Raw genomic sequence first — 25,143 nt, 5'->3', positions numbered from 1 at the left:
ACTCTAATTTTTCCCATAGAAAAATCCCCTCCATAGTAAACAGGTTAATGTGCTTTCTTTTTCCTGTCTACTATAAGGGGATCATATCATTTAGCGAGGCTCGTTTTTAAATACACTATTATTGGTAATCTAAGATACAGTTACAATATCTAATCCTAGCTTTTTAGTAAAAAACGGTATCTCCAATTCCACCGGTTACCGAAATGACATCGCCAGTAATAGATGCCGCCAAAGGTGAAGCCAAGAAGGTAATGACATTAGCAATTTCTTCTACTGTAATCAGGCGGCCGATTGCATTGAGTGCTGCCATCTGACGCAAAGCATCTTCGTTAGTGACTCGATTTCTAAACATTTCAGTATCGACAATCCCTGGATAAACAGCATTGACGTTAATTCCATGCTTTCCTAACTCCAATGATGCAGATTTTGTTAAATGGACAACAGATGCATTACGTGGACCGGAACTAAAATAATTACCGCCAATTCTAGCAGCCAGACCACTTATACTTATAATACGTCCCCAATTATTTTCAATCATATAGGGAGCTACAGCTCGGATACAACGAAAATAGCCCATATACTTTTCTTCAAAATCTTTCAAAATAAGTTCATCTTTAATACTATTAAAATCTTCTGGCTCAAAGCCGCCAACACGTGCTCCACTGTTGACTAAAATATCGATGCCTCCCATTGCCGTTGCTGATTTTTCAACTAAATTTAGAATAGAATCAGGATCAGTAGTATCTGCCACAATCGGATAGATATTTCTTTTTGTTTCTTGGGCTAATTCCTCTGCCGCAATTTTTAGTGAGGATTCATTTCTTGAACAAATCGTACAATCTACACCTTCCAGAGCCAACTGGCGGGCAGTAGCTTTACCAATCCCACGGCTTCCTCCAACAATAAGTGCTTTTTTTCCAGATAACTTTAAGTCCATATTTTAACCCCCTGTTTTGATTTAACCGTAAAAGATCAAACTTGGAAAAAATCCCCTGAATATTGAAGCATTTCTATTTTTAATTCTACAGATAAATTATAATTAAATAAAATTAAAGATTTTAATTTGTAAGTAAGTATTACTAATATAAAAAATTATTTTATAAATAATGAAAGTAGGACAGATACCTTACTCTGTAAAATGTATCGGTCTTGTACGAGTGAATAGGCTCTTCAAGGGGAGGAGCACACTCCTATTATCGTTTATCCCGTTATTTGTGTCCATCTCAAGGTTGAGAGAAGCGAAGAAGATAGGTAGAGAGTTGTGTTTTGTGATTTCAACAATATATTGTAATTGTTTACTGTCTATAACTGTATCCCTTTTGAATATTAGCGATATTTACTTACATATTAAAACTTTTAATTTTATTTATCTGAAAATTTTGAATATAATCTAGATAACAATCCATGCGGTTGTATCGGTTGTTATTTAAAGCACTCTTGCGTAGGCGGAGAAGGAGGACAGCACTTAAGAAGTTATAATTTATTTGACAAAGAATTTGAGAAGGGAGTTGAAGTTGATCTTTTATTAGGAAACAATCTATAAAAATATGATAACGCTTTCGCAATTAGGGAGGCTTGCAGTAATTTTATACACATTATGAAGAACCAGAACGTAAACGTCATTTACTAAGATCATGGCTCACGATGCCAAACGGCCGAGAAGTTGCACGTGATTTTGCGATGTTTATAGATGAGAAGACAGGTAAAGCAGGTCGCGGTGGTATTGTAGAAAACTTAAGGTAAGGGGAGATTGTTATATTGAACACCCCAAAATATTCTTGGATTATATTATTATTTCTAGTTGCTTCAGGTATGATCAACCAAGTTGATAAAATTATCATTGGTTTGGTTTCCATTCCAGTAATGAAAGAGTTACATTTAAGTCCTTCGCAATGGGGATTGGTGGGAAGTTCTTTCTTTTGGTTTTTCACTTTTTCCTCTATCATTCTTGGGGGCATGGCCGATTCCAAAAACACGAAAAAAATGTTAACTTGGATGTCGCTGGTATGGTTGATTGTTCAATTTATTACACCTTTTGTTTCTAGTCTATCTCTGCTAGTCTTTACAAGAATGATCTTGGGAGCAGGCGAAGGTGCAGCCCCAGCTCTATCGACGGCTATAGTTGGAAAATGGTTCCCAAAACATAGACATGGTATAGGCTTTGGTGCTGTTCTCTGTGGAGCAACAATTGGGCCTGCAATTGCTACACCATTATTAATCTCCTTGATCAATCAATATGGATGGGGATCTGCTTTTCTAGTCATGGGGATTGTTGGACTGATTGTATTAGTTTTATGGATCATTTTCGGTAAAGACAGTCCACAAGAAATCGGGTTGCCTTCATTTCATCAAGAGGAGCAGCATTCATCAGCCCTCTCCAAGGTTTCTTGGCGTCAGTTTCTTCCACATCTTTTATCTAAAAATTTTGTTTTTATTATTTTGTGTGGAGGTTGTGCCTATTGGTTATTGTCCGTTCAAGCAATATGGTTTCCGGCATACTTTACCAAAGTTCAACATTTTGATAATCAAACATTAAAATTAGCTGTGTCGTTACCTTTTCTTTTCGCTGCCATTAGTCAAATTGGCTTCTCTATGCTATCAGACCGAATTTATCGCAAAACTGGGGACATTCGTAAAGCACGAATAAATGTTGCCGGTTCCACCATGGTCCTATCTGCTCTTTGTGTATATATAGCAAATGCCGTGAATTCAAGTGCTATATCCATTTTATTTTTCACCCTTGCTCCAGGTTTTGCGTATGTCATTCTTTCACTTGCACCTGCAATATTGATGGATTTTTTTTCTCCAAAAAACATTGGAAAAGCACAAGGGATTTACGTTGCTCTTGCAAGCTCAACAAGTATTATTGCTCCGCTCGTATTCGGGTATTTCATCCAGTATGCAGCGACTGAGGAAATGGGATATCGTTATGGATTTCAAGTAACTGCTTTGTGTATGTTCGTTATTGGATTACTGTTTTTGATTGTTGTACGTCCCGCGAATCAAAGTCATACAACAATAAAAGCAGAGGAGCAAGTAAGTATTTAAAAATTAATGATGGATCGGGGAGGGAAAGAAAGGAGTAAATATGAAAAGGAGGTTGCTAAATGGATCGTTGTGTACATTGTCATGAAGTATTAGCCATTATGGAACGGAATCGCAGCGAGTGTTGGAATTGTCAAGAGAAGATGTCCGAGACTTACTCGGATGATTATATTGAAGTAGAAGATGAAGTAAAAGAGGTTGTAAGACAGAATTTGGAGCTTCGCAGGTAGCAAAAAAAGCAAGTTATCTTCTGATTGAACCAACCTAAAAGAAATATTTAAGTACTTATGAATCACCAAATCAATTGGAATGATATCACCTTTTATGACAGGGTGATAATTTTTTATTACGAAATCAGGTGAACATGTAATGGCAAACTTTCAAAGGTGAATTGGAAAATTCCGTCCATATTTATGGTAATTGTTCAATATTGATACTGTACTCCTTTTTGAATATTAATAATATTTATTTGCACATTAAAATCTTTAATTTTATTTAATTATAACTTATGAGTATAATCCATAATATAGAAAGTTTTAAAAATTTTGAATATTAAAAATAAGGAGGTCTAGAATGTCATCTACACAATTGTTTGATTTAACAGGACAGACAGCAATGGTTACCGGAGGTGGTAGCGGATTAGGGCGTGTAATGGCACTGGCGTTAGCTGAGGCCGGTGCAAATGTGATAGTTTGCTCACGTCGTATAGAAGTTTGCGAAGAAGTTGTGAAAGAAATCGAGGCGTTAGGAGGACAAGCACTCGCCTTATCATTGGATATAACAGTTCCTGAATCTATCGCTCAAGGTGTGGAGATAGCGGTTTCTCATTTTGGGAAAATCGAAATTTTAGTCAACAGTAGCGGAACGGTATTTGAAACGCCTGCTACGGACATGCCTTTAACAGAATGGCAAGCTATGCTCGATACAAATGTGACAGGAACATTTTTAATGTGTCAGGCTGTAGGAAGACATATGATAGACAACGAATACGGAAAAATCATTAACATTTCTTCTTCAATCGGCTTTAAAGGTACTGACCCAGAAGCAGTAGATTCTGTAGGATATACAACAAGTAAGGGTGCAGTTATGACTTTAACGAAGGATCTTGCAGTTAAGTGGGGCCGCCATGGTGTACATGTGAATTCTATTGCTCCTGGAGTTTTCACTACTGGAATGAATAACCCAGAAATACCTGGAACACTTGTGCATAAGGCCGGTCCGATTATTGCCGCCCAAGTTCCAGTAAGGAGGTTAGGTAGAGACAAAGATTTAGTAGGAGCAGTCCTTTATTTTGCTTCAGCAGCTTCTGATTATTGTACAGGACAAATATTGACTCTTGATGGGGGACTTGGTGCTAAGTAAATCCCAAAAAAAATAATTAAACTTAATTCGTGAATATATCAAATTGAGGGTGTGAATTAGTAGAAGTTAATTATAAGTTAAAAATAATCATTTCACTTAATTTTTATTATGAACACACTGAAAATGATAGATTCGCAATAGTTAATCAACTGATTATTGTAAGCGTTATCAATATGCTGGTTTTAAAAAATTGAAAGAGGGGATATAAATGGGAAACGTAAAAAATGTAAAAGAGGTAGTGGCATTTCATGCTAATAATATTTGTCCAGATGATTTACCTTGGATTCCTTATTTTGGAGATGCGAAGTTTAAATTACTTAAGGCCAACCCAGTAACCGGACAGACAGTTACGCTATTAAAAGTTCCTGCGGCTATGCAACTTCCTGCTCATTTTCATCCTGGTACGGTTATTGTTTATACTGTCCAAGGTACTTGGAGATATCTTGAGGATCCTTGGGTTTCTAAAGCTGGTGATGTCGTTTATGAGCCAGCTGGCTCTTCACATACACCGCAAGCTGTAGGGGATGAAGAAGTTATTACGCTTAATATTGTTGAAGGAACATTAGATTATTTAGGTGAGAATGGGGAAATTATTGCCAGAGATAATTGGGAGTCATTTTTGAAAAAATACCATGAGCATTGCGCAGCTGAAGGAATTGAACCGGTCGATGTGACTAAATTTTAAAAGATAGATTTGTAAAAAGAGAAGCTCGACGTTCACATGCGACGAGCTTCTCTTTTTGCTCTCTTAACTTTGAATAATTTTGGATTTAAGATGATGAATATATTTGTTGGCAAAAGTGGATAGATGTTTATTCTCTGATCGAACCATTCCTAAAGAAATATTTACAGTCCTATGATTTATCAAATCAACGGGAATGATATCACCATTGTTGACAGGGGGATAATTTTTCATTACGAAATCAGGAGCAAATGTAATAGCTAAACTTTCGATGATGGCTTGGAGAACTCCATCCATATTGTTTGATGTAAATAGGATTTTTAAGGGTTTATATTTATTAAAGAAATCTTGAACAAAATACTGCATAAATTCACCTTTATATGTAACGAGAGTTTGATCAAGTATATCATGAGGAGTTATGGTACCAAGAAACGCTAAGGGAGAATGCTTAGAAACATATACTTTCTGTTTCCCTTCAAATAGTGTTTCAAAAGCTATTCCTTCCATATTTACATTTAAATCAGGCGAATACGTAATCAGTCCGATGTCGGTCTTATGCTGTCGAATATCTTCAATTACAGCATGTCCACTTTTTTCGGTAACCTCCACATTTACATGTGGATATTCATGTCTAAAAGCAGCTATAGCTTTTACTAGAAACGTCGTCAATCCGGGTAAAGAAGATAACCTTAGTTCTCCCGCTTCCATGGAGTTGAATGAGCTGGCTGTCTCCTTTATTTCTTCAATTTTTCTCAGTACTCCGTAGGCAAGTTTTAGAATGATTCTACCTTCATCGGTTGGTACAGCACCGTGTCCACGTGAGCGATTAAGGATCTTAATCCCTAACTCCTTTTCTAAGCTGGTAATGGATTGGCTAATCGTAGATTGGGTCACATGAAGATTCTGTGCTGCTTTAGTCAGAGAACTGTGTTTTGAGACCTCAATAATATATACTAATTGCTCAATGTTCATGACCGCTCCCCTTTTCGAATATTAGTATTACTTACTTACAGATTAAATTCTTTAATTTTATTTAATTATAATTTATAAGTATAATTGATAACAACAATAAGTTTCGTAAAATTTCGAACATTCAAAAAATAAAGTATCAAAACGATTGTTTGGTTTAACGGATCCTGAAAGCGTTTGTGTTGGTAAAGGAAGATGGCAAACGTTGTAGTATGTTCACGTCGTATAGAGGCTTACGAGAAAGGTGTGAAAGAAATCGAAGTATTAGGGAAACGAGCCCTTGTCCTGGCACTGGATGTAACAGATTCAAGGTAGGATAAAGCAATTTCTCATTGCTCAACTGGATAAATAAAACATGTGGAGGAGACGGATGACAACAGAAACTATTTTAATTACAGGTGCTACAAAAGGAATCGGTTTGGAATTCGCTAAAATTTTCGCAGGTCATAGCTATAATTTAGTGTTAGTTGCCAGAGACGCAACGTTGTTAGAGCAACAATCCGAGAATTTAAAAAAGGATTATGGTATACAAGTAAATACTTTTGCCGGCGATTTAGGCCACTATACAACGGTAGAGGGCTTGCATCGATACTTGAAAACTGAGGGAATTGACATTGATATATTGATTAATAATGCCGGAGCTGGCGGATTTGGATTCATGACGGAAGTGGATATTCAGAAGGAAATGGAATATTTGCAGCTCAATATGATTTCACTTACGTATTTAACCAGACTTTTTGCGGATGACATGGTGAAACGAAAGCAAGGTAAAATTTTAAACGTGGCTTCACTAGCAGCCTTTCAGCCAGTTCCACGAATGTCGATGTATGGAGCGAGTAAATCGTACGTCTTATCCTTTTCGGAAGCGATTGCTGAAGAACTGAAAGGAACTGGGGTTCAAGTTTCAGTATTATGTCCAAGCTTTACTAAAACAACACTTACGCAGCAATTCGCCGGAGCAGGAACGAAAGTGTTCAATAAGAACATGTTGGATCCGCAAATGGTTGCCAAGTGCGGCTTTGAAGGATTAATGAAGAATAAAAGGGTAATCATTCCGGGCTTTAAAAATAAACTCATGGCTAAATCTGTGGGCCTGCTGCCAAGGAAATGGGTAACCATCTATACCCGAAAACTTCTTGAGCAAAAAGTATAAATAAACATAAAATTCCTATCTTTGAAAGAATGAGAGTTTTTACACGTATCCCACTTATATAATTTCTGTGGAAAATTGTACAATCGTGCTTAATTTAGTTGAATAGCAAAGCAGGGGCCATTCAATCTTTAAAGAGCGCTATCAAACCTTATACAATTTACGGAAAATATTATGCTTACGTTATGATTGGGGGCAGCTTCATGAAGCTGAAAAAAAATTTAAATGAATACAATCAATTCAAACGCGAAATGGAAATATCAGCGCAGAAATATGGATTAACTAACCCAAAAACCGTTGAATACAGCCAAAAGTTAGATTTAGTGGTCAATGAATTTATGATGATAAAATATTCAGAAGTAAACAAACAGGAGCAACTTAGGTAGTAGCTTATGTCTAATAGTTGTTTCTAGAAATCATCTTTACCATATAAAACTGATAAAAAATTTTCCGAAAGAAAGCACAATAATTGTAGGCAGGCAGAAAAAATTAGTTAAAAGCCCTATAAAACAATTAAAAAATATTTCAATCTATTGGGATTAGATAATTGCAGAACAATTGAAGAAATGAAAGCCAGATAAACTTAAGACGAAAGTGACTCCACAGAGTAAAAAATTTTTCATTTTTCGTTTTGAGAGTAAAGATTACTGTGAAATATTAATGAAGGGGTGACGTTATGTGGGTCTGTACCTCACACATGAAAGAAACATTACTATTGTTAGACACTCCCCATGTTAGCAAAGCTTCGTATCAAATTAAGTGTTCTCTTTGTGATAATCTTGCTACTGCAAAAGTTTATTATACTCACAGAACTTACCGTTATATTAAAAAACAATGCATAGATTCTTTATCAAAATCTTCCCCTATAAAATCTGGTTAATTAATTTTGGGAAATACAATGCATCTCAACTTATGAATAGATAGTCCACGACTATCTTAAAATGGACAATCCAAACATTCTGTACAACGATAGGTTCTTTTTTTCGTTTTATACCCAGTACTCGTTTTTGGTTTTTCCTACAAATAAAAAAGAGGTTAGCCCGAGTAGCTATGCAGCTACTTTTGGGTCTACCTCATTAAGTGATAGTAGATTCTTCACTAAGACCCCCGCGATAAAATAAGAAAAGCCATATAAAACTAACGAAAATACAGCATATAGCTAGCGAACTACCGATTATTTGCGGAGAAAGTATTTCTAAAAGCCATCCCGTAAAAAACATAGATAATTGGATAAGAGATCCGTAAATGGAATAATGGAATGAAAAAACTTTACCCATCATATTTTCGTGCGTATAAGTTTGGAGTAATGTCGTATCAAGTGAAACGATGATTCCTCAAAAAAGCGAATTCAATATGTAAAGAGTGTGCAATTATCCCGCCCAAAGAAGCACCAATAATAGACATAAAACCATTAATTGCACTAGAAAGAGAATTGGCGGTTACGAAATGATTTTGGTGTACGATATTCTTTAAAGTTGCTTGTTTAGCAGGCTCAAATAAACAAGCAAGCACAGATAAACATATATTAGAAATGAAAATAATTTCAATCTTAGTGAAAATGTTTCTTATGTCATAGTAAACGATATTTTGTTAATTTAAATCACAAATAAGATGGACATAAAATCATACGAAAGTATGAAAAAACAGCTCATATATGAGCTGTTTTCGTATAGTTTTTAGATAACGCATTCATTCATTTTGAGTTTAACGAAAAGGATATTTTATATTAATATCCGAACCCGCCGCCGCCACCCCAACAGCTACATCCGATAATGATTAGAAGGATGAATAGTACGATAAGCAAAGCAAATCCACCGCCGAAACCAGCGCAACTACCACCAAAGCTCATGTTTTTTCCTCCTTTTTAATAAATTAATCTATATAGTTCATGGACTACTATATACAGTATGTTTTTGTATGGAAAAGGAGCCAGTCTGATTTGTAATTAGACAAACGCCTGTAAGCTCATTTGGATTATATGTTTAGTTTAATTTACATAGTGATATACAAATAAAACGTTATGTAATTTGCAATTTGTTCATAAAAAATTGTAAAAAAAACCATTTTTATATTTTTTTATGAAGAGATTTGTACTATAATTTTACAAGTAATATTATGGGAAAAGGGAGTTTTAGTCGAGAGATGGAGATGGGACAATTACAAAATAAAATAGAAAACAAAAAGAAAGAGCTAATTCAACTTGTTGCTAGACATGGTTTGGATCATGATAAAGTTTTGTTATTTAGTCGAGATTTAGATATGCTAATTTATAAGTTTATGAATGTAAAAGATGTACATAAATAAATGAATAAATAATTTATAGTTTTTTATATTAAGCTATTTTATAAATGAAGGAGAGAATAAGAATTGGAACATTTACAAGAAGAGTTGTATAAACAAATACGAGAAGAAAAGGGTACTGTTACAATTTTCTTGAAGAGTGGCGTTAGAATAGTGGGAGAAGTTGTCGGGGTAGATAAATTTACAATTTTAATACTAGTAGATGGAAAACAACAACTTATTTACAAGCAGGCTGTGTCAACAATAATGAAATAAGACACTCATGTTGAGTGTCTTATTTCATTATTGTTTGCAGGCTTCAACATCAATGCCAGCAGCTACTAATTTTTTTTCTCCATCTTGTTCAATAATTTTTTGTAACTTAGATAGGAAAGAATCAAAGTTTGTATGTTTTGCCACTTGGAATGTCATTTTATGCTCAATTGGTAGCCACGTATCAATATCAGCTTCGTTATGTTGAATTTTCACTTCCAGTTTATCAAGCGCGTTAGCAACTTTCGCTTCGTACGTTTCTTTCGCTTCAAACTCCATCCATAAATCATATAAATCCTCACCGAGAGAACCTTTTAATGTTCGTTTAATATTTAAAATTGCTTCTTGCTCATTTTGTTGTTTTTGCAATTGTAATTCGTGACTATTCATTGTATCAAAGGCAGGAATATCACCAGCTTCTGCTTCGACTAGGTCATGAATAATAACCATTTTAAGTAATTTTTCAACACTTACTTTTTGATCTAAATAAGGTTCAACTAAAATGGCCATTAGAGACATGCGCCACGTATGTTCTGCGACACTTTCTTGGCGTCCGTTAGAAAGCCAGCTATGTCGCATTTCGTATTTTAGTTTTTCGGCTAATGCAATGACTTGTAAAATGTTATGTTCCATCGTGATCCTCCTCATATTTCCATACCATAATTCTAATATGGAAATGAAATGTGTCAATTTTATGAGTATATTGCGATAGATGATAAGCGTATAATAAATGTTATATGTAAAAACGCATTATTAAAATGAAAAAATGTTTTATAAAAATGAAAAGGGAAGGGCAGGAATATGGGAGACGAAAATCAAGTGTTTGCTAGACCAGAAAGAAAAAAAAGGAAGGTTGATATTTCTAGCCCAGTTGGCATTATAGTAGGTTTTGCCATAGTGATAGCAGCTATCATGCTTGGTGGCGGTGGAATAAAAGCTTCTAAAAACTTCTTGGATGTTTCATCTATTTTAATTGTCCTAGGTGGAACAACAGCGACGGTTGTTGTAGCATATCGATTTGGGGAAATAAAAAAATATACGAAAAGTATTTTTACGGTTTTACATAGAAGAGAAGAAGATTTAGAGCAGTTAACAGATTTGTTTGTGGATTTTTCGAAAAAGTCTAAAAAACATGGTTTACTTTCTTTAGAAGTTGATGGAGAGCAAGTGGACAATCCTTTTATTCAAAAAGGAATTCAACTCATGTTAAGTGGTTACGATGAAGATGAATTAAAAGAAGTGTTAATGAAAGATGTAGAAACGGAAGTGTATGAGTTAAGAAAAGGAGCAACTTTATTAGATAAAATTGGTGATTTTGCTCCAGCCTGGGGAATGATAGGAACTTTAATTGGTCTTATTATCATGCTTCAAAACTTGCAAGATACATCGCAAATTGGTACAGGGATGGCAGTCGCAATGTTAACGACATTGTATGGATCTGTACTTGCGAATATGATTGCAATACCTCTTGCTGAAAAGGTGTATCGTGGTATTGAGGATTTGTATACAGAGAAGAAGAGACTCCCATTTGTGGGAGTCTCCTTTATTAGTTTTAAAATTCCGAATTATCAGTTGACCGCAGTTTCTTTCTTATTTATATTAGTAGGTATAATTATAACTACTAACGGGAAGTTCGATTGTTGTTACCACAGAGTATGTTCGGCACGATATTATGGTGGAAGAAATCACGAAAGTGTTTGGTGCTGATAAATTAGATACGTTTTGACATGATTTAGTTCATGTCGTAACAGGAAAACGTAGTATGGAAGAAATGGGGGAAGATAATGGTGAATAAAGCTCAAGCACATATGACGCTGCAGAGCGATGATACATTTCAACAAGGTGTAAAAGATTGTTTACCAACTGTATTTGGCTATTTAAGCATCGGTATAGCAGCTGGTGTGATTGCAAAAACAGCGGGTTTCTCGATTATAGAAATTGCTTTTATGTCCACGTTAATTTACGCAGGTTCTGCCCAGTTTATATTAGCGGGTATGTATGCAGCTGGTGCCCCTGCCTCGGCAATTATTTTTACCGTGTTTTTTGTTAATTTACGCCATCTTTTAATGAGTGCGGCACTTGCACCTTACTTCACGAAAATTCCTCTATTTAAAAACTTAATAATTGGTTCGCAAATTACTGATGAAACATTTGGCGTTGCAGTACAGCACGCAGCGCAAAAAGGATATTTAGGCGAAAGATGGATGATCGGGCTAAATGTAACAGCGTATTTAAATTGGATTATTGCTACAATTATCGGCGGGCTATTTGGAGAATGGATACCAGATCCGCATACATACGGGATGGATTATGCATTACCAGCGATGTTTATCGGCTTATTCGTTCTTCAATTAATAAGTAGTAAACCAAAACTAGCAATTCATCTTACTGTTGCAATTGTAGCGATTATTATCGCATATGTTTCGCACTTATTTATGCCAGATAGTATAGCGGTTATTATCGCAACACTGTTAGCTGCGACGATTGGAGTGATGATTGAAAAATGGAAATGAGATTAGACGTATTATTACTTTTACTAGCTGCAGGAGCTGTCACACTCGTACCACGTATATTACCGCTTCTCGTATTTAGTAAACTACAAATTCCAGATTGGGGTTTAAAATGGTTAAATTACATACCGATTGCGATATTAGCGGCACTTTTGTCGCAAGTACTATTTATGCATGAGACGATGCAGTGGGATTATCTTATCGCAGCAATCCCCACATTTCTTGTCGCAATATATACTCGTAGTTTATTAGGAACAGTATTAACCGGAGTGATTGTGATTATTTTGTTACGTTTCTTTTTCTAAACAGGATTACGCTTATATAGTAGCGAAAGGTGTAATAACATGAAATATATAGGGGTGGTGTTATGATACTTTTAACGATAGGAGCAATATTGTTAACGTTGTTTATTTTCTTTATTATCGGCTTTATTACGTTTATGATGTTTGTTGATAAGGCGACACCTCAAATTTATTACACACCTTGTGAATCAGTGACAGTGAAATCTAAGGATAAACATAGAAGGAAGAAAAGTTGATAGCGGGCTTTTCTTCCTTTTTCTTTTACATCCCCGAAAGAACTAACAACAATAACCCAAATAGAAAACTAATAAATGAAAAAAAGCCGATACATATCGAGAACACCCGATTATTTCTCCATTCGCGCCAGAAAACGATAAAGCCTAAAATGCAAAGGAAAAACCAAATAGGTAAGAATATGAATCCACTAACTTTCTCGGGGAGTAACGAATAAAAAGCTGTTAAATATAATATCCAATTTGTAAAAAATAAAATGCAAACGATAATGGATTGTAAGTAGGGACGTTTTAAAAATGTCCCTTTTTTAACGGTTGTAAAAATGAGAGTTAACACTGAAAGGAAGGGAATCATTATGAATATGAGTAAGAGTAAGAGTAATGTAAGTGATATTTGGTCTCCTTTACAATATTGTTTTCAGAAGAAATGAATCTATTATTTTATATACTTGTTTTGTAGAGTGCTCGTTATATTTTTCAGAGTATGGATTTAGAAATCCATGTTCACCATGTAGTTGTTTTATTTCTAATAAAGGATTATTTTCTTGCTGTAATGTTTTCATTAGGGAGCGTACTGAAAAGCTAGATTCAATTTCAGGGAAAATCAGTAATGTAGCACATGCTGGTTTCATGTGAACATAGTCGCGTATACGAGAACCGTAACATCCAATGATAAAATCTAGTTTCGGATTGTTACTACATAGCCATGAGATGGTAGCTCCAACACTAAAGCCGATAAGTCCAATTCGTGTGTAACTATTGGACAACTTAGTAACAAATTCTTCAATCTGTTCTTTTCCATAATCAAATCCAATATGATTCATAAAATGATGATATGCTTTTTCTTCATCTTTACAATGAAATGCATGCTGCGATTGTAGAAGGTTAGGACAGAATACATCTATACGAGATGAAGCGAAGTGGTCAATAACATGATGCATATGATCGTTCACACCGTATATTTCATGTACAACAATGAGAGCTAATTTTTTCTTCATAGCTACAATGTACCTCTATGAAACTTAAATTCTTTCTCAACGAGGCAGATACGCAATTGGAAGTTTTCATACCATTGCTCACGGCCCCTTTTCTTCGCTTCTTTATGTAAGGAATTTTTCTTCCAATTTTCAATTGCTTCAAGTGATTCCCAATAAGAAATTGTAATTCCGAGTCCTGAATTACCTCGTGCACTTTCTACACCTAAAAACCCAGGTTGCTGTTTCGCGAGATCCTCCATTTTTTCGGCAACGGTACTATAGTCTGTTGTATCATTTGATAAATTAGAAGTGAATATAACTGCATAATAAGGCTTGTCTTTTTCTAAATTAGATTTCATTATCTTTCCCCCTAATGTATAGTATGAATAATTAATTCATAGTTTGTATTTTAGCAGGTTAAAAAAAGAAAAGAAGTAGAAGATTCTTTTTTTTTTTTCAGTTGCTGTAAAATAAGGGTATAGGGAATTTATATTAAGTAATCTAAAGTAAGAAAAATGCCACTTCAAAAAATTTGAAGTGGCATTTCTTATATTTCCTCTAAGCTATTAACTGGAACCGTTAATTCGCGTCCTGGGTTTTTAACTTCATATATGCGGGCGGTTTCGCTGCTTTCGTCGACGTGTTGAATCATAACAGGCATACCTTGAAAACTGACATTGGCATGTTCCGCTGATACAGAAAGCTCTTTTGCACGTTCTATATTCATTTATATTCCTCCCATCATTATTATCTTTGCTAAAAAGGAGGGATAATATACCATTTCGAGACATTCTTAAAGTTTTTGTATTATTTGTAATGTTTCTTTAATGAATGAAGAGAATATGGAATCGGGATAAGATTGTATGAATTGGTTTGCTTCAGTTACTTCTTCAAGAGCGCTTTTTTTATCATTAAGTTTTACGTAACAAAGAGCGCGATATGCCCCTGCTGTTGTAAGCCATGCTTGATCAAGTGGATGATTCATATAATCTGGCATGATAGCACTTTGTAATGTTTTTAAAGCTTCTTCGTAACGTTTTAAACCGTACAAAGCTTTTCCTTTTTCAAGATGATACAATCCATCTTCTTGAAAAATTGGCTCATCTTTTAGTTTTTCCCGAAATTGTTCTAGATGTTCTAATGCGATTGTATATTCATTAGTAATTGTGTTGTAGTAGTACGCTTTTAAAATATCAACAATCGCAGCAGATAAAGTATCTTCTGTGAAAATGGCAAATTGCTCAGATTTTTTTATGTAGTGTAAATATTGTTCTTTATCAGCCGTGATGACTTTTTGATAAGATAATATGCGGTAAAATTCATCTGTTTTATAATACACTTGATGTGTTTTTGAAAAGGCAAGTGCATCTAAAATGACTCTTTCACAATTTTCATAATTACCACATGCAAGTAAAATAATCGCTTCATATAAACATAACTCGATATGTATAATAAGATCCATTTCTAAATGTTTCTCTTCATAGTCATTTCGGATACTAGCTATAAGTTGTAAACATTCAGCATACTTTTTACGTGTGAATATCGTATAAGATAATTTTAACTTTGTTTCCGTACTGTCACGGTATAAAGTATATTTTTCAAAAATAGAAGTGGCTTTTTCAACGTAATATTCAATGTTGTAATCTTTCATTATAGCCGCAGCAGTTACAAATTGTTTATACAAACGAGCAGTATTTAAAGTAGGAGGTAGCTCTTTTTGAACGATAGGTAGTAAAATCGCGTATACTTCATCACACTTATTTGCCTTAATTAGTTTCTCCGTTTGTTGAATGAGTTCTACAATTTCTACATCATCATCTTCTAGTAAAAAACTCGTTTCGCATCCAAGTTTGTCAGCGATATATTGCAATGTTTTCATAGAAGGTGTAGCTTTTCCATTTTCAATTTGACTTAGCATACTTTTTGTTAGTTCTGAACCTGCTAGCTCAGTTTGCGTAAGCCTTTTTTCTTTTCGTAACACTTTAATTTTTTCGCCGAGAGTTGCCATATTATTGCTCCTTTATAATCAAAAAGTTAAATGCAATTAAACTTTTTGTTGTAAAAATTGGAAAGTTGATTATATAATAAGTTTAACACAATTTAACTTTTAAGGGGAGAGTGTCATAATGGGAGATGTAAGTATAGGTCAAAATGATTCAAGAATGAGGGTTGCAACGAGAAATATCATTTTGATGATGATCGGAAAAATGACGTCTTTGTTAGGCGCGGGTATTTATACGTTTGCAATGGGATTATATGTATTAAAGACAACGGGATCAGGGATGGGGTTTGCAACTACGCTTATTTGCGGATCACTTCCAAGGATGATCTGTGGACCAATTGCAGGTGCTGTAGCTGACCGCGTTAATCGAAAATGGCTTGTCATTGGTACTGATTTGTTAAGTAGCTTAACAATGCTTATCATGTTTATTCTGGCTACTATGTTTGGACCGTCACTTCTGTTTATTTATGTTTCAGCAGCATTATTATCAATTTGCGCAAGTTTTTATTCTGTTGCGTTTACTTCATCTATTCCTAATTTAGTTGATGAAGGACGTATTCAAAAAGCGAGTGCTTTAAATCAAACGGCAGCTTCTTTATCAAATATTTTAGCGCCAATTATTGGCGGAGTTGTATTTGGTTTCTTGTCAATTAAGTCGTTCTTTTTGTTAAATAGCATTACATTCTTTTTAGCAGTTATTGTGCAATTATTTATCGTATTTGATTTATATAAAAAAGAAGTGGCTGAGAGTAAAGAGCATTTCTGGATGAGTATAAAAGAAGGTTTTTCATATATAAAACGACAGCATGAAATATATGGTTTAATGAAAATAGCACTGTGGGTAAACTTTTTTGCGTGTGGGTTAACCGTTGCACTTCCATACATTATCGTCCAAACATTGCATTTATCTTCAAAGCAACTCGGTACTGTAGAGGGAATGTTAGCAGTCGGAATGCTAATTGGTGCGATCGTTTTATCAGTACGTAAAGAAGTGAATAATCTGTTTCGTTCTATTTATATCGGGCTGTTTTTATTTGCCGGTTTGAGTTTATGTACAGTTTTCCCATTGTTAGTTAGCATTCCGAAAGTAGCAAGCTTCATTTACTATATCGTGTTTATGCTTTTAACGGGTATTTCAATGATGATAGTAAATATACCGATGCAAGTACATATGCAAAAGACGACAGATCCAAGCTATTTAGGGCGTGTATTCGGCCTACTTGAAACAATTGCTACTGCAATCGCGCCGCTTGGTATGATTGTATATGGATTATTATTAGATATGTTGCCAACTAGCATTGTTATGATGACATTAGGCGGAGGGTTATTGTTAGTTGTATTAGTTGGAGTAAAGCAGCATGTGGCGAAAAAGCAAGTGGATGTGTCTGCCTAAAAGAAAATTTGACTTAACAATATAAAAATGACCGAAATAGTATTTTAGTTTTTGAAACTCTTTTTCATGTATGTTACAGTAAAGTGAGCAGGCAAAGAAAAGGAGAAAACATCATGAAAAAATTAAGTTTTGTTATGCTTTTTCTGTTAGTCGTAATGACTGGATGTAGTAATTATGACACGTATATTGAAACAGGTATGCAATCATTGACAACTGAAAAATATAGTGATGCACAGATGTGGTTTGAAAAAGCGGAAAAAGAAAAATCAGGAAATAAAGCGAAGTCATATAAAGAAATCGCTCAGATAATGGATCACGGAGCAACCGCATTAAAAGACGGTAAGTATTTAGAAGCAGAAGATATTGCAAATGAAGTGTTGCAAAAGAAAAAGGACAATGCACTTGAAAAAGCTGTGACATCAAATGCAGAAAATATGCTTCAAAAAGCAAAAGATGTTGAAAAGAAAGTAAATGAAAGAGTAGCGAAACAAAAAAAGGTAGATGAAGAAGGAATCGATAAATTAATTAAAGCTGTCGATAGTATAGATGATGTAAAAGAAAAAGAGAAGAAAGTGTCAGAAGCATTAGATAAAGCTGAAGAGGCACAAGCAAAAATTGAGGCGAAGAAAAATAAATAGAGTTATGGTTTAAAAGGCTGTCGTGTATAACGACAGCCTTTTAAGCTAAATCAGCGGACACGAACATATCACTATTTTGAAGGTTTTTAGAACGCAAACTATAAGCGACTACTTTCTTCTTATGTTGTTTTACAACATCAACATGCTCTTCATGACTATAAATATAAAATGTAAAATCCTTTTTGCCACGTTTTGCATTGATAATTAGAGGCGTGCCCTCATTTAGCGGTGGTGCATAATAACGATCTAAATATAAACCTTCATTAAAATCGTGAATAATTTGAGATTTCTTTTCACCTTCTAAGCTATTTCCATTGATTGTCACAGTAACATTGTCCTCTTCAAGTTGTGGATGTGTTTCATATCGGCTAATAATGGATTCAATAACAGAGTTAGGAAGGCTAGAAACGATAATTTTAAATGCCCCAAATACAACTAACATTACAATAAACCAAGTCGTCATAGTATAATCATCCCCTTTATTCTATTTAATAATATAACTCATATGGTAATAGTACATATGGTGAAGTTTTGTATATTTTGTGAAAAATTTTCCTTTTTTGAACGCTTTTTAACAACTAGAGATGTTTAAAGAATACAAGGAAATATTTGGTGTGATAAAAATATAAAGGTTTTCTATTTATCATAAAGGGGTTATGAAATGGAAAATTGAAGAAGTAGGTCAGTTAACAGTATTTTTAGCATCCGATGAATCAAGCTACATAACAGGTACACAAATTGTAATTGATAGCGGTAGCACATTACTGTGAGCTTTTATCTATTATTAGAAAAAATAATTTTGTTACAAAAAATTGAAATCAAAGCTTTTTATAAAAAAAAGGTTTATAATAAAAACATAACTAATTACAAGGAAGTGTCACTATGAGTACTGTAACAATCGTATATGGTATTATTCTTTCTACAATTATTGTTTTATTTATCGTCGGGGTTTCGCGTTATATTCATAAATGGAAAGAAGGCGTTGCGAAATTAAATCACATTGAAGAAGAACTTAGTGATTTAATGTTACATCATGGTAAGTAAAAGTTTATTTTTTAACTAAACAATGTGAAGGATATCACAAAACATGCTCTCATAATGAAAGCATGTTTTTTATTATGTGCTGAATAGGCACATATCATCTATTTTTTCCATACGATACATCGTTAAGTGCAGAATGGTAGGAGCGGAAAAGAGGGATGAAATGAGTACATCAGGTTATGTTCCAGATAATAAAAATTTAAAGAAAAGCTCAGGAACCCCAAACCTTTTCTTTGATTCAAGAACAAATGTCTTTTTTAAAAGAGATGAGAAAAACGTTGCATATGAAGTCACTTCAACACAGTTACCGGCGATGATCGGCGGAGCTTTTGTTGATTTGTTTATGACAAAAGGGCATATGCGAGAACCACATTGGCATCCGAATGCTTGGGAGTTAGATATTGTGGTATCAGGAGAAGCAGTTACATCCATTTTAAATCCTGAAACGAATCAATTGCAAAATTATCATATAAAGCCTGGGCAAACAGTTTTCATTCCAATGGGGTGGTGGCATTGGATTACACCGGTAACGGATGAAGTACAATTACATTTGTTTTTTAATAATGATCAGTTTGAAACGGCAGAAGGATCGGATGTACTAAGATTGACGCCACCAGAAGTGTTTCAAGCTGCATATGGTGTGAATGCAGAGAAATTAGCGGAAAATCTTTCACCAATTAAAGAGTCGGTTGTAATTGGACCGCCCGCAGTGAAACGCTCTATGGGTGATAAACAGGATAAAGATCCAAATATAGTAGTTACGTTAAATGGACAAATAACTTCATGTGAAATAGAATAACTCTTCCTATTAGTAGGAAGAGTTATTCTATTTTGTATAATTTTGTAATTTATTTCGGTATAATGATTATATATAAGGGAATTTGTTAGAGGGGGGCATATTGTGAATATATTAAAGATTATAGGGATTATTGTGGGAGTAATTGTAGTTGTCATTGTAGCTTTCTTTGTAATTATGAAATATTATTTGTCAAAAGAAGATCCAAATTATGTCTTAAATTATATAAAAGAACATAAAGATGATGAAACATGTTCATTACTTATTAGGCGAAATGGTGAAGTATTAACATCTATAAATGAAAATAAAAAACTGCCATTAGCAAGTATGGCGAAAATTGTAATAGCAGTGGAGTTTGCTAAACAAGTGTCAGAAGGAAAGATAAGCCGGGATGAACGGATTTCATTACATGAGTTAGAAAAATACTACGTTAAAAACACTGATGGTGGAGCGCATCCTGCATGGTTAGAAGATGCCCATACTAGAGAGTTAGTGAAAAATGAACAAATAGCTTTAGAAGGAGTTGCCAAAGGGATGATTCACTATAGTTCTAATGCAAATACAACATATTTGTTAGAGAAGCTTGGAATAGAGAGAGTAAATGAAAGTATAAAAGAGTTAGAGCTTACTAGTCATGATAAGTTTACTTCTTATACTGCTTCACTATATATGAGAGGATACGTAGAAAAAGAACTTCATGTGCCAGAAAATCAATCATTAAAAAAGCTACGTAACATGTCAAAAGATGAATATAATAAACACGTGTTACAAATACATGAATGGATGAAAGATGAAGAAGAATGGAAAAAGCGGGATATTCCATTAAAAGTAGATATGGAATTCCAACGCATTTGGTCAGATCGATTAGTGGGTGCAAATGCTAAAGATTATATGAGTATAATGGAGAAGGTAAATAGTGGAAATTATTTTCCGAAATCAATGCAAGACGAAATTGAGAATGTTTTTAAAGGAACAGTTGAAAATAGTAGGTTTGAATATGCTGGTCAAAAGGGTGGTTCTACCGCATTCGTGTTGACAAAAAGTTTGTATACTACGGATAAGAAGGGAAATAAGGTAGAAGTTGTAATCATGTTTAATGATATAGATAATCAAATCACGCACACAAAGCTTAGAAATAATGTAGACTATTTTATTCGAGATAGTTTAGCGAGTGAGGAATTCAGAAAGGAATTATAATGAAATAACTTTATTATGTAAACAAAAAGTACTCAAAGGAATTAACCGATATCTAATCGAATTAATTGAATAGATGCGTTAATGGTAGGAGCACCAGTAACTGTAGTAATGAGTGATAATGTGTAAGAAGGCTTTAGATAAAAGAGATTGTTATTTTCATAGGAAAGGGGTGATAGTTATGACTACAATATATTTCGTTCGTCATGCACACTCTACATATACAAAAGAAGAACGGGAACGGCCTTTATCTGAAAAAGGGCACTTGGATGCAGAGGATGTAGCGCGCTTATTGGAAGGTAAGCATATTGATAGTGTTATTTCTAGTCCATATAAAAGGGCGATTCAAACTGTGCAAGGAATTGCGGATACATATAATTTATCAATACAAGTAGAAGAAGATTTACGGGAAAGGTTATTAAGTAAAGAGCCAGTACAGGATTTTAATGATGCGATCCAGAAGGTGTGGGGAGATTGGACTTTTGCATACGAAGGCGGAGAATCGAATGATGTAGCGCAAAGGCGTTCTATATTATGTATGCAAAATATATTGAAAAAGTATAAAGGGAAGAATATTGTAATAGGTACCCATGGGAATATTATGGTTTTACTTATGAATTATTTTGATTCAAAATATGATTTTCAGTTTTGGAAAACACTTCGTATGCCCGATATATTTAAGTTGACTTTTCATAATGAAAGTTTAATTTCTGCTGAAAGAATAGAACATACAGGTCATCAGATAAATATTTTGTAAAAGTTTATCAAAAAAGAAGGAAAGAGAGAAGTTATTGTAGAAATATGACTTTGTAACAAAAAATATTTGTTAAAGGAGGCTGTTTACATGTTTGAGAAAGAGAAAGAAGGGCTTATTGAGGTTCACAACGTATATGAAATTGTACCAGCAGATGGAACAATTATTGGTATGGCAACGGAAGAAGAAATGGAAATTGCTGCTGAACTTGAGTTACAGTACTATGCCCATTCTCGTTTATTAGAAGCAAATGTTCAGTTAGACGGTTCCTCCTATAAAGAGTTACTTCAAGAGTTCGAGGAGTACGAAAGAAAATCAATGAAATTTTGGCGAGCAATACATAAACGTTTAGCTGTGCCATGGGCATGGGTACTACGTGTTGATGTCGCGAATGGTCCTATATATGTAAGCAATGAGAATGCGTATTACGAAGAAATTGATGATGAAGAAGATTATGAATAGATAAGTAAGGAAGCAACTTTAGTTGCTTCCTTTTTTTATTTGTAAGGATTGAATAGCTTCAATGATAATATCGGGTCGATCATTTTCTATTCCGTGACAAGCATGTTCGGCAAGTATATATTGGCTATTTATTGAGAGATGTAATTGTTCATGAATAAGTTCTTGCCACATTGCTTCAAGTTGAGTTGCCTCCTCTTTTGGCATACCACCTTCAATCATTTGAGTAATAGAATAATGAGGGTCTCTACCGATAATGATTAATGGTAATTCTAATGTTTTATATAACTCTTTTATTGAGTGGGCGCAACTTTTCCACTCCGATAGTTCAGAAGCTGTCGCTTTATATAATGAAGGAGAGGTAGAAAATTCAATTAGCTTTCTAGATTGATCGACGAGTATAGGCTTTAGTTCATTATAAAGTGTGTCGACATCCATTTTGGAGTACGTAGTATATTTTTGAAGCCACATATCATCAGAATCAGTTTGATCAGAAATCGGTAAATGAAGCTCATCTAATCGGTGTAAGTTCATGGAAGTAGAATCAACTAAAATAAGTGCTTGCAGCCTATCTTCATGTAACATCGCAAAATGTTGTGCACATAACCCTCCATAGGAATGACCGATTAGAATGATTGGCTCGTGAATAGCCAGTTTTTGTAGTAACAGATGTAGTTCTTTTGTCGCTTGTATTGTTGTACGTGAATGATTTCCGAGCTCACTTTTCCCGTAACCTGGGCGATGGTATGAAATGACTGTAAAATGTTGTGAAAGTTTTTCGATAATAGGAAGCCAATCATAAAATGAGCAACTCATTCCAGTTTGAATGACTACAGTTTGTTTACTACTTCCTTTTATATATACTTCTATATTTTGTCCCAATATCTCTACAAATTTATGAATAATAATTCCTCCTAAGCTTGAAATAATTTTTGGCAAGCGAAAGTGATACACCAAACACCTATACCGAATAGGACAGATGTACTAAGTGAAAATGAGTTTTTTAAACCGATATAGACGATAAATAATAGTAGTGCTGATGCAGGAAATCCATATAATACGCCTAAAGCAAATTGACTCAATTCTTGTTTGTTACCACCTTCGAAAGAAATCCAAAATAGACTAAGTAAACTTATAAGAGGAAGGGCGGCAATAAAGCCACCTATTGCACTATAATGTTTAGCGACTTCAGTAATAACGCCAATAATAAGTGCCGAAACGATAACCTTAACGAGGAAATGCATATTTTGCCTCCTTCGCTAATAACGAAAAGGCTTTTTCGATTAATTGTTGTTCTTCTTTTGATAACTGTGATTCTAATATTTTTATCTTTTCTTTATCTAGTAAAGTGTGCTTTTCTAATACTTCAATTCCTTCTTTTGTTAATGTCAGGTTTACGACCCTTTCATCTTGTTTATTTCTTTTTTTAACGATGAAATCCTTTTGAATAAGGCGTTTTACGTGTTCAGACGCTGTGTTATGAGAAAGACTAAGTTCAGAAGCGACTTTCCCAATTGTTATATCTTTCTCACGGGAAACGATTTGTAAAATACGAATTGCTTGATGAGAAAGGTTGTCTTCATATTCATAGCGTAAGTGATAATAAATGTTCTCCCAATGTTGATTGATGTCTTTCATAATAATAAATCCCCCTATTTTTATATCGCATAATAAGATATATTCGTTAATTTAGAAATAAAATCCTTTTATTTGGATAAAAAATGTTGAAAAAGTTTATTTTTATTGAAATATAAGGTAATCTATGTGTAAAGGTATACATATAGCAAGAGAGAGGATGATAGCTGTGAATACATTTAAATGGATTAGTCATGAACAGATGTATGTAGATGAAATACATGTTGAAAAATGTGGTCCTCTTTCAGTCGGCGTATACGGGGGAAATCAAGAGAGTGATGCATATGAAAGAGGAGATGCGGTGCTTGCTTGGTGGGATCCTGAATTAGAATTTGAATTTGTTATGATTTTTGATACACATCATAAAACGAAAAATATACATTATATAATAGAAGCAATTTCAGAAAGAAAAGAGAAACTACAGGAGTTATTTTCATACCCAATACATTTAGCTTTTCATCATACACATATGTACTTATTAGCGTTATTTACAGATGAGTTGTTTATTGAAAAATGTGATCAAGATGATGAGGAGCTTGCATGCTTAATTTGTTTACGAAAAGGTGAATTTTTATATTGGCTATCAGTTGGTGATTGTTTTGCGTATTTATTCCATTCAGAGCAAACGAAAAATGGAAAAGGACGATTGAATAAGCGGAAGAATTACGAATATATTGGCAGAAAAAATATTTTTGCAGCAAATACACCTTGTTTTACGTCAGGTGTGCGGGGATTAGAAAAAGGAACGAATCACATAGTGATGGCGACGGACGGTATTTTAGAGTGTGATAAACGAAGGTTTGATGATGATCAATCTTTAGTAGAGATATTACACGACGGAAATAGCTTACAGATTGAGCCTGTATTAACAAATGTACTGCAGTGGAAAGGTAGAGATTGTGCCACGATTATTGGATGGTCCATCGATACTGAAAATAAACAATGCGCGAATGAATAAATAAAAGGGAGTTCAAGGATTTTTGTCCTTGAACTCCTTTTTGTTAAACAATATGAATATGATACGTCTTTAACCATTTTGAAAGTTGTCACTTCGGTGATGACTTTTTGTTTTGTAGGATTTTCTTCTTTTCCGTCGAATAGATAGATTGGGAGAGGTGGAGAATAAATAAATGAAAAAATTTATAATAAGCATAGAAGCAGTCGATGGTAAACAACATGAATTTGAAATTGAGTATAAAAAGACAGTAACAGTTTCTGCCATAGAAAATTCTATACAAGCAAGAGAAGCTAGATTCTTCAGATTTGGAGATTGTATGGTTAATTTGGACAATGTATTCTCTTTGGTGGTAAAAGAGAAGAAGGATTAAATACAAAAAAAGCATCCATAATGGGTGCTTTTTCTTACGATTAGTCAACCTATATTTTTAGATTTTTAATGGACTGGATGTCACAAAATATAGGTATCCATTTTCATTCATGCCAAATAC

33 protein-coding genes and 4 pseudogenes are annotated in these 25,143 nt (G+C 34.2%); 23 read left to right on the top strand and 14 right to left on the bottom strand.

Annotated elements, in window-relative coordinates:
• Nucleotides 1-163: 163 nt before the first annotated feature.
• Nucleotides 164-937: an SDR family NAD(P)-dependent oxidoreductase gene (locus MR065_RS24840; RefSeq protein WP_242215410.1), complete on the bottom strand. Its 774-nt coding sequence runs from the start codon at nt 935-937 to the stop codon at nt 164-166.
• Nucleotides 938-1,758: 821 nt separating this feature from the next.
• Here MR065_RS24840 and MR065_RS24835 point away from each other — a divergent pair.
• The 4 genes from MR065_RS24835 to MR065_RS24820 all read left to right on the top strand — a co-directional run bounded on the left by MR065_RS24835 (nt 1,759) and on the right by MR065_RS24820 (nt 5,092).
• Complete coding sequence (locus MR065_RS24835; protein WP_242215409.1) at nt 1,759-3,048, top strand: MFS transporter; 1,290 nt, start codon at nt 1,759-1,761, stop codon at nt 3,046-3,048.
• A 59-nt stretch (nt 3,049-3,107) separates the two neighbouring features.
• Nucleotides 3,108-3,275, top strand: coding sequence for a hypothetical protein (locus MR065_RS24830; RefSeq protein ID WP_170933768.1), 168 nt, complete (start codon nt 3,108-3,110; stop codon nt 3,273-3,275).
• A gap of 343 nt (nt 3,276-3,618) precedes the next feature.
• On the top strand, nt 3,619-4,407 hold the full coding sequence (locus MR065_RS24825; protein WP_242215408.1) for an SDR family NAD(P)-dependent oxidoreductase: 789 nt from the start codon (nt 3,619-3,621) through the stop codon (nt 4,405-4,407).
• A gap of 208 nt (nt 4,408-4,615) precedes the next feature.
• The gene (locus MR065_RS24820) at nt 4,616-5,092 is read left to right on the top strand and encodes a 2,4'-dihydroxyacetophenone dioxygenase family protein (protein WP_000528732.1); all 477 of its coding nucleotides are present in this window, start codon (nt 4,616-4,618) and stop codon (nt 5,090-5,092) included.
• Nucleotides 5,093-5,155: 63 nt separating this feature from the next.
• Here MR065_RS24820 and MR065_RS24815 read toward each other — a convergent pair whose 3' ends face one another.
• Nucleotides 5,156-6,061 (bottom strand): LysR family transcriptional regulator, encoded by a 906-nt coding sequence (locus MR065_RS24815; protein WP_097902229.1) that lies wholly within the window; start codon nt 6,059-6,061, stop codon nt 5,156-5,158.
• Between the two features lie 367 nt (nt 6,062-6,428).
• On the opposite strand from MR065_RS24815, the gene MR065_RS24810 reads away from it, so the two are divergent.
• Together MR065_RS24810 and MR065_RS24805 are read left to right on the top strand one after the other, a co-directional pair.
• Complete coding sequence (locus MR065_RS24810; RefSeq protein ID WP_088231101.1) at nt 6,429-7,211, top strand: SDR family NAD(P)-dependent oxidoreductase; 783 nt, start codon at nt 6,429-6,431, stop codon at nt 7,209-7,211.
• A gap of 200 nt (nt 7,212-7,411) precedes the next feature.
• Nucleotides 7,412-7,594, top strand: coding sequence for an aspartyl-phosphate phosphatase Spo0E family protein (locus MR065_RS24805; RefSeq protein WP_242215407.1), 183 nt, complete (start codon nt 7,412-7,414; stop codon nt 7,592-7,594).
• 690 nt (nt 7,595-8,284) lie between these two features.
• On the opposite strand, the pseudogene MR065_RS24800 reads toward MR065_RS24805, so the two are convergent.
• Nucleotides 8,285-8,759, bottom strand: a pseudogene (locus MR065_RS24800) (hypothetical protein); the annotation flags it as partial.
• A gap of 175 nt (nt 8,760-8,934) precedes the next feature.
• A complete protein-coding gene (locus MR065_RS24795; protein WP_000007806.1) occupies nt 8,935-9,057 on the bottom strand; it encodes a YjcZ family sporulation protein in 123 nt (40 codons plus the stop codon).
• A gap of 239 nt (nt 9,058-9,296) precedes the next feature.
• Between MR065_RS24795 and MR065_RS24790 the strand changes: the two genes are divergently transcribed.
• A complete protein-coding gene (locus MR065_RS24790; protein WP_242215406.1) occupies nt 9,297-9,512 on the top strand; it encodes an aspartyl-phosphate phosphatase Spo0E family protein in 216 nt (71 codons plus the stop codon).
• Nucleotides 9,513-9,575: 63 nt separating this feature from the next.
• Nucleotides 9,576-9,764, top strand: a complete 189-nt coding sequence (hfq, locus tag MR065_RS24785; RefSeq protein WP_097902226.1) for an RNA chaperone Hfq — start codon at nt 9,576-9,578, stop codon at nt 9,762-9,764.
• Between the two features lie 27 nt (nt 9,765-9,791).
• Here the strand turns inward: hfq and MR065_RS24780 are convergent, their stop codons facing one another.
• Complete coding sequence (locus tag MR065_RS24780; protein WP_097902225.1) at nt 9,792-10,394, bottom strand: HD domain-containing protein; 603 nt, start codon at nt 10,392-10,394, stop codon at nt 9,792-9,794.
• 168 nt (nt 10,395-10,562) lie between these two features.
• Between MR065_RS24780 and MR065_RS24775 the strand changes: the two are divergent.
• The 5 genes and pseudogenes from MR065_RS24775 to MR065_RS24755 all read left to right on the top strand — a co-directional run.
• Nucleotides 10,563-11,279: pseudogene (locus tag MR065_RS24775) on the top strand (MotA/TolQ/ExbB proton channel family protein); the annotation flags it as partial.
• A gap of 118 nt (nt 11,280-11,397) precedes the next feature.
• Nucleotides 11,398-11,556 (top strand): annotated as a pseudogene (locus MR065_RS24770) (TrmB family transcriptional regulator); the annotation flags it as partial.
• On the top strand, nt 11,546-12,274 hold the full coding sequence (locus MR065_RS24765) for an AzlC family ABC transporter permease (RefSeq protein ID WP_141436209.1): 729 nt from the start codon (nt 11,546-11,548) through the stop codon (nt 12,272-12,274). The pseudogene MR065_RS24770 and the gene MR065_RS24765, both read left to right, overlap by 11 nt.
• A complete protein-coding gene (locus MR065_RS24760; protein WP_097902224.1) occupies nt 12,265-12,576 on the top strand; it encodes an AzlD domain-containing protein in 312 nt (103 codons plus the stop codon). Before MR065_RS24765 ends, MR065_RS24760 begins: the two co-directional genes overlap by 10 nt.
• 62 nt (nt 12,577-12,638) lie before the next feature.
• Nucleotides 12,639-12,809 (top strand): DUF3951 domain-containing protein, encoded by a 171-nt coding sequence (locus MR065_RS24755; protein ID WP_000602232.1) that lies wholly within the window; start codon nt 12,639-12,641, stop codon nt 12,807-12,809.
• 25 nt (nt 12,810-12,834) lie between these two features.
• Here the strand turns inward: MR065_RS24755 and MR065_RS24750 are convergent, their stop codons facing one another.
• The 5 genes from MR065_RS24750 to MR065_RS24730 form a co-directional block, all read right to left on the bottom strand.
• A complete protein-coding gene (locus tag MR065_RS24750; protein WP_396022393.1) occupies nt 12,835-13,161 on the bottom strand; it encodes a hypothetical protein in 327 nt (108 codons plus the stop codon).
• 49 nt (nt 13,162-13,210) lie between these two features.
• Nucleotides 13,211-13,804, bottom strand: a complete 594-nt coding sequence (locus MR065_RS24745; protein ID WP_242215405.1) for a dienelactone hydrolase family protein — start codon at nt 13,802-13,804, stop codon at nt 13,211-13,213.
• Between the two features lie 2 nt (nt 13,805-13,806).
• Nucleotides 13,807-14,142: an antibiotic biosynthesis monooxygenase family protein gene (locus MR065_RS24740; protein ID WP_097902221.1), complete on the bottom strand. Its 336-nt coding sequence runs from the start codon at nt 14,140-14,142 to the stop codon at nt 13,807-13,809.
• A gap of 188 nt (nt 14,143-14,330) precedes the next feature.
• A complete protein-coding gene (locus MR065_RS24735; RefSeq protein ID WP_001019753.1) occupies nt 14,331-14,510 on the bottom strand; it encodes an H-type small acid-soluble spore protein in 180 nt (59 codons plus the stop codon).
• A gap of 66 nt (nt 14,511-14,576) precedes the next feature.
• Nucleotides 14,577-15,791, bottom strand: coding sequence for a helix-turn-helix domain-containing protein (locus tag MR065_RS24730; protein WP_242215404.1), 1,215 nt, complete (start codon nt 15,789-15,791; stop codon nt 14,577-14,579).
• A gap of 118 nt (nt 15,792-15,909) precedes the next feature.
• On the opposite strand from MR065_RS24730, the gene MR065_RS24725 reads away from it, so the two are divergent.
• Together MR065_RS24725 and MR065_RS24720 are read left to right on the top strand one after the other, a co-directional pair.
• A complete protein-coding gene (locus MR065_RS24725) occupies nt 15,910-17,178 on the top strand; it encodes an MFS transporter (protein WP_242215403.1) in 1,269 nt (422 codons plus the stop codon).
• Between the two features lie 113 nt (nt 17,179-17,291).
• A complete protein-coding gene (locus tag MR065_RS24720; RefSeq protein ID WP_242215402.1) occupies nt 17,292-17,816 on the top strand; it encodes a COG3014 family protein in 525 nt (174 codons plus the stop codon).
• A 40-nt stretch (nt 17,817-17,856) separates the two neighbouring features.
• On the opposite strand, the gene MR065_RS24715 is transcribed toward MR065_RS24720, so the two are convergent.
• Nucleotides 17,857-18,279: a YfmQ family protein gene (locus MR065_RS24715; protein WP_242215401.1), complete on the bottom strand. Its 423-nt coding sequence runs from the start codon at nt 18,277-18,279 to the stop codon at nt 17,857-17,859.
• A gap of 202 nt (nt 18,280-18,481) precedes the next feature.
• Between MR065_RS24715 and MR065_RS24710 the strand changes: the two are divergent.
• The 6 genes and pseudogenes from MR065_RS24710 to MR065_RS24685 all read left to right on the top strand — a co-directional run.
• Nucleotides 18,482-18,586: pseudogene (locus MR065_RS24710) on the top strand (SDR family oxidoreductase); the annotation flags it as partial.
• A 112-nt stretch (nt 18,587-18,698) separates the two neighbouring features.
• Nucleotides 18,699-18,860, top strand: a complete 162-nt coding sequence (locus MR065_RS24705) for a hypothetical protein (RefSeq protein ID WP_000109008.1) — start codon at nt 18,699-18,701, stop codon at nt 18,858-18,860.
• Between the two features lie 160 nt (nt 18,861-19,020).
• Nucleotides 19,021-19,656: a cupin domain-containing protein gene (locus tag MR065_RS24700; protein WP_242215400.1), complete on the top strand. Its 636-nt coding sequence runs from the start codon at nt 19,021-19,023 to the stop codon at nt 19,654-19,656.
• Between the two features lie 102 nt (nt 19,657-19,758).
• Nucleotides 19,759-20,850, top strand: coding sequence for a serine hydrolase (locus tag MR065_RS24695; protein ID WP_242215399.1), 1,092 nt, complete (start codon nt 19,759-19,761; stop codon nt 20,848-20,850).
• 178 nt (nt 20,851-21,028) lie between these two features.
• The gene (locus tag MR065_RS24690; protein ID WP_242215398.1) at nt 21,029-21,604 is read left to right on the top strand and encodes a histidine phosphatase family protein; all 576 of its coding nucleotides are present in this window, start codon (nt 21,029-21,031) and stop codon (nt 21,602-21,604) included.
• An 87-nt stretch (nt 21,605-21,691) separates the two neighbouring features.
• Nucleotides 21,692-22,063, top strand: a complete 372-nt coding sequence (locus tag MR065_RS24685) for a hypothetical protein (protein ID WP_097902213.1) — start codon at nt 21,692-21,694, stop codon at nt 22,061-22,063.
• Nucleotides 22,064-22,081: 18 nt separating this feature from the next.
• Here MR065_RS24685 and MR065_RS24680 read toward each other — a convergent pair whose 3' ends face one another.
• The 3 genes from MR065_RS24680 to MR065_RS24670 are packed head-to-tail and all read right to left on the bottom strand — an operon-like array spanning nt 22,082 to nt 23,698.
• Nucleotides 22,082-23,014 carry an alpha/beta fold hydrolase gene (locus MR065_RS24680; RefSeq protein WP_242215411.1) on the bottom strand — a complete coding sequence of 311 codons (933 nt, stop codon included), beginning with the start codon at nt 23,012-23,014 and terminating at the stop codon, nt 22,082-22,084.
• Nucleotides 22,975-23,304 (bottom strand): DUF3147 family protein, encoded by a 330-nt coding sequence (locus MR065_RS24675; protein ID WP_242215397.1) that lies wholly within the window; start codon nt 23,302-23,304, stop codon nt 22,975-22,977. Before MR065_RS24675 ends, MR065_RS24680 begins: the two co-directional genes overlap by 40 nt.
• Nucleotides 23,288-23,698, bottom strand: a complete 411-nt coding sequence (locus tag MR065_RS24670; protein ID WP_242215396.1) for a MarR family winged helix-turn-helix transcriptional regulator — start codon at nt 23,696-23,698, stop codon at nt 23,288-23,290. Before MR065_RS24670 ends, MR065_RS24675 begins: the two co-directional genes overlap by 17 nt.
• Nucleotides 23,699-23,822: 124 nt before the next feature.
• Between MR065_RS24670 and MR065_RS24665 the strand changes: the two genes are divergently transcribed.
• Complete coding sequence (locus MR065_RS24665; RefSeq protein WP_242215395.1) at nt 23,823-24,653, top strand: PP2C family serine/threonine-protein phosphatase; 831 nt, start codon at nt 23,823-23,825, stop codon at nt 24,651-24,653.
• A 172-nt stretch (nt 24,654-24,825) separates the two neighbouring features.
• Nucleotides 24,826-25,023, top strand: a complete 198-nt coding sequence (locus MR065_RS24660) for a hypothetical protein (protein ID WP_000713479.1) — start codon at nt 24,826-24,828, stop codon at nt 25,021-25,023.
• Nucleotides 25,024-25,143: the final 120 nt, after the last annotated feature.

The sequence above is a fragment of the Bacillus cereus group sp. BfR-BA-01383 genome (assembly GCF_022663495.1).
In the GTDB taxonomy this organism is placed as follows: domain Bacteria; phylum Bacillota; class Bacilli; order Bacillales; family Bacillaceae_G; genus Bacillus_A; species Bacillus_A cereus_AU.
This window is presented reverse-complemented; position numbering and strand designations above follow the sequence as displayed.

What these genes read in the sequence shown, in the direction of transcription:
- MR065_RS24685 (WP_097902213.1), top strand. Translation starts at nt 21,692, where the DNA reads ATGTTTGAGAAAGAGAAAGAAGGGCTTATTGAGGTTCACAACGTATAT.
- MR065_RS24750 (WP_396022393.1), bottom strand. Translation starts at nt 13,161, where the DNA reads ATGATTCCCTTCCTTTCAGTGTTAACTCTCATTTTTACAACCGTTAAA.
- MR065_RS24740 (WP_097902221.1), bottom strand. Translation starts at nt 14,142, where the DNA reads ATGAAATCTAATTTAGAAAAAGACAAGCCTTATTATGCAGTTATATTC.
- MR065_RS24815 (WP_097902229.1), bottom strand. Translation starts at nt 6,061, where the DNA reads ATGAACATTGAGCAATTAGTATATATTATTGAGGTCTCAAAACACAGT.
- MR065_RS24765 (WP_141436209.1), top strand. Translation starts at nt 11,546, where the DNA reads ATGGTGAATAAAGCTCAAGCACATATGACGCTGCAGAGCGATGATACA.
- MR065_RS24720 (WP_242215402.1), top strand. Translation starts at nt 17,292, where the DNA reads ATGAAAAAATTAAGTTTTGTTATGCTTTTTCTGTTAGTCGTAATGACT.
- MR065_RS24820 (WP_000528732.1), top strand. Translation starts at nt 4,616, where the DNA reads ATGGGAAACGTAAAAAATGTAAAAGAGGTAGTGGCATTTCATGCTAAT.
- MR065_RS24660 (WP_000713479.1), top strand. Translation starts at nt 24,826, where the DNA reads ATGAAAAAATTTATAATAAGCATAGAAGCAGTCGATGGTAAACAACAT.
- MR065_RS24810 (WP_088231101.1), top strand. Translation starts at nt 6,429, where the DNA reads ATGACAACAGAAACTATTTTAATTACAGGTGCTACAAAAGGAATCGGT.
- MR065_RS24700 (WP_242215400.1), top strand. Translation starts at nt 19,021, where the DNA reads ATGAGTACATCAGGTTATGTTCCAGATAATAAAAATTTAAAGAAAAGC.
- MR065_RS24730 (WP_242215404.1), bottom strand. Translation starts at nt 15,791, where the DNA reads ATGGCAACTCTCGGCGAAAAAATTAAAGTGTTACGAAAAGAAAAAAGG.
- MR065_RS24840 (WP_242215410.1), bottom strand. Translation starts at nt 937, where the DNA reads ATGGACTTAAAGTTATCTGGAAAAAAAGCACTTATTGTTGGAGGAAGC.
- MR065_RS24745 (WP_242215405.1), bottom strand. Translation starts at nt 13,804, where the DNA reads ATGAAGAAAAAATTAGCTCTCATTGTTGTACATGAAATATACGGTGTG.
- MR065_RS24735 (WP_001019753.1), bottom strand. Translation starts at nt 14,510, where the DNA reads ATGAATATAGAACGTGCAAAAGAGCTTTCTGTATCAGCGGAACATGCC.
- MR065_RS24670 (WP_242215396.1), bottom strand. Translation starts at nt 23,698, where the DNA reads ATGAAAGACATCAATCAACATTGGGAGAACATTTATTATCACTTACGC.
- MR065_RS24715 (WP_242215401.1), bottom strand. Translation starts at nt 18,279, where the DNA reads ATGACGACTTGGTTTATTGTAATGTTAGTTGTATTTGGGGCATTTAAA.
- MR065_RS24725 (WP_242215403.1), top strand. Translation starts at nt 15,910, where the DNA reads ATGGGAGATGTAAGTATAGGTCAAAATGATTCAAGAATGAGGGTTGCA.
- MR065_RS24825 (WP_242215408.1), top strand. Translation starts at nt 3,619, where the DNA reads ATGTCATCTACACAATTGTTTGATTTAACAGGACAGACAGCAATGGTT.
- MR065_RS24675 (WP_242215397.1), bottom strand. Translation starts at nt 23,304, where the DNA reads ATGCATTTCCTCGTTAAGGTTATCGTTTCGGCACTTATTATTGGCGTT.
- MR065_RS24830 (WP_170933768.1), top strand. Translation starts at nt 3,108, where the DNA reads ATGGATCGTTGTGTACATTGTCATGAAGTATTAGCCATTATGGAACGG.
- MR065_RS24690 (WP_242215398.1), top strand. Translation starts at nt 21,029, where the DNA reads ATGACTACAATATATTTCGTTCGTCATGCACACTCTACATATACAAAA.
- MR065_RS24705 (WP_000109008.1), top strand. Translation starts at nt 18,699, where the DNA reads ATGAGTACTGTAACAATCGTATATGGTATTATTCTTTCTACAATTATT.
- MR065_RS24780 (WP_097902225.1), bottom strand. Translation starts at nt 10,394, where the DNA reads ATGGAACATAACATTTTACAAGTCATTGCATTAGCCGAAAAACTAAAA.
- MR065_RS24805 (WP_242215407.1), top strand. Translation starts at nt 7,412, where the DNA reads ATGAAGCTGAAAAAAAATTTAAATGAATACAATCAATTCAAACGCGAA.
- MR065_RS24760 (WP_097902224.1), top strand. Translation starts at nt 12,265, where the DNA reads ATGGAAATGAGATTAGACGTATTATTACTTTTACTAGCTGCAGGAGCT.
- MR065_RS24795 (WP_000007806.1), bottom strand. Translation starts at nt 9,057, where the DNA reads ATGAGCTTTGGTGGTAGTTGCGCTGGTTTCGGCGGTGGATTTGCTTTG.
- MR065_RS24755 (WP_000602232.1), top strand. Translation starts at nt 12,639, where the DNA reads ATGATACTTTTAACGATAGGAGCAATATTGTTAACGTTGTTTATTTTC.
- MR065_RS24665 (WP_242215395.1), top strand. Translation starts at nt 23,823, where the DNA reads ATGTGTAAAGGTATACATATAGCAAGAGAGAGGATGATAGCTGTGAAT.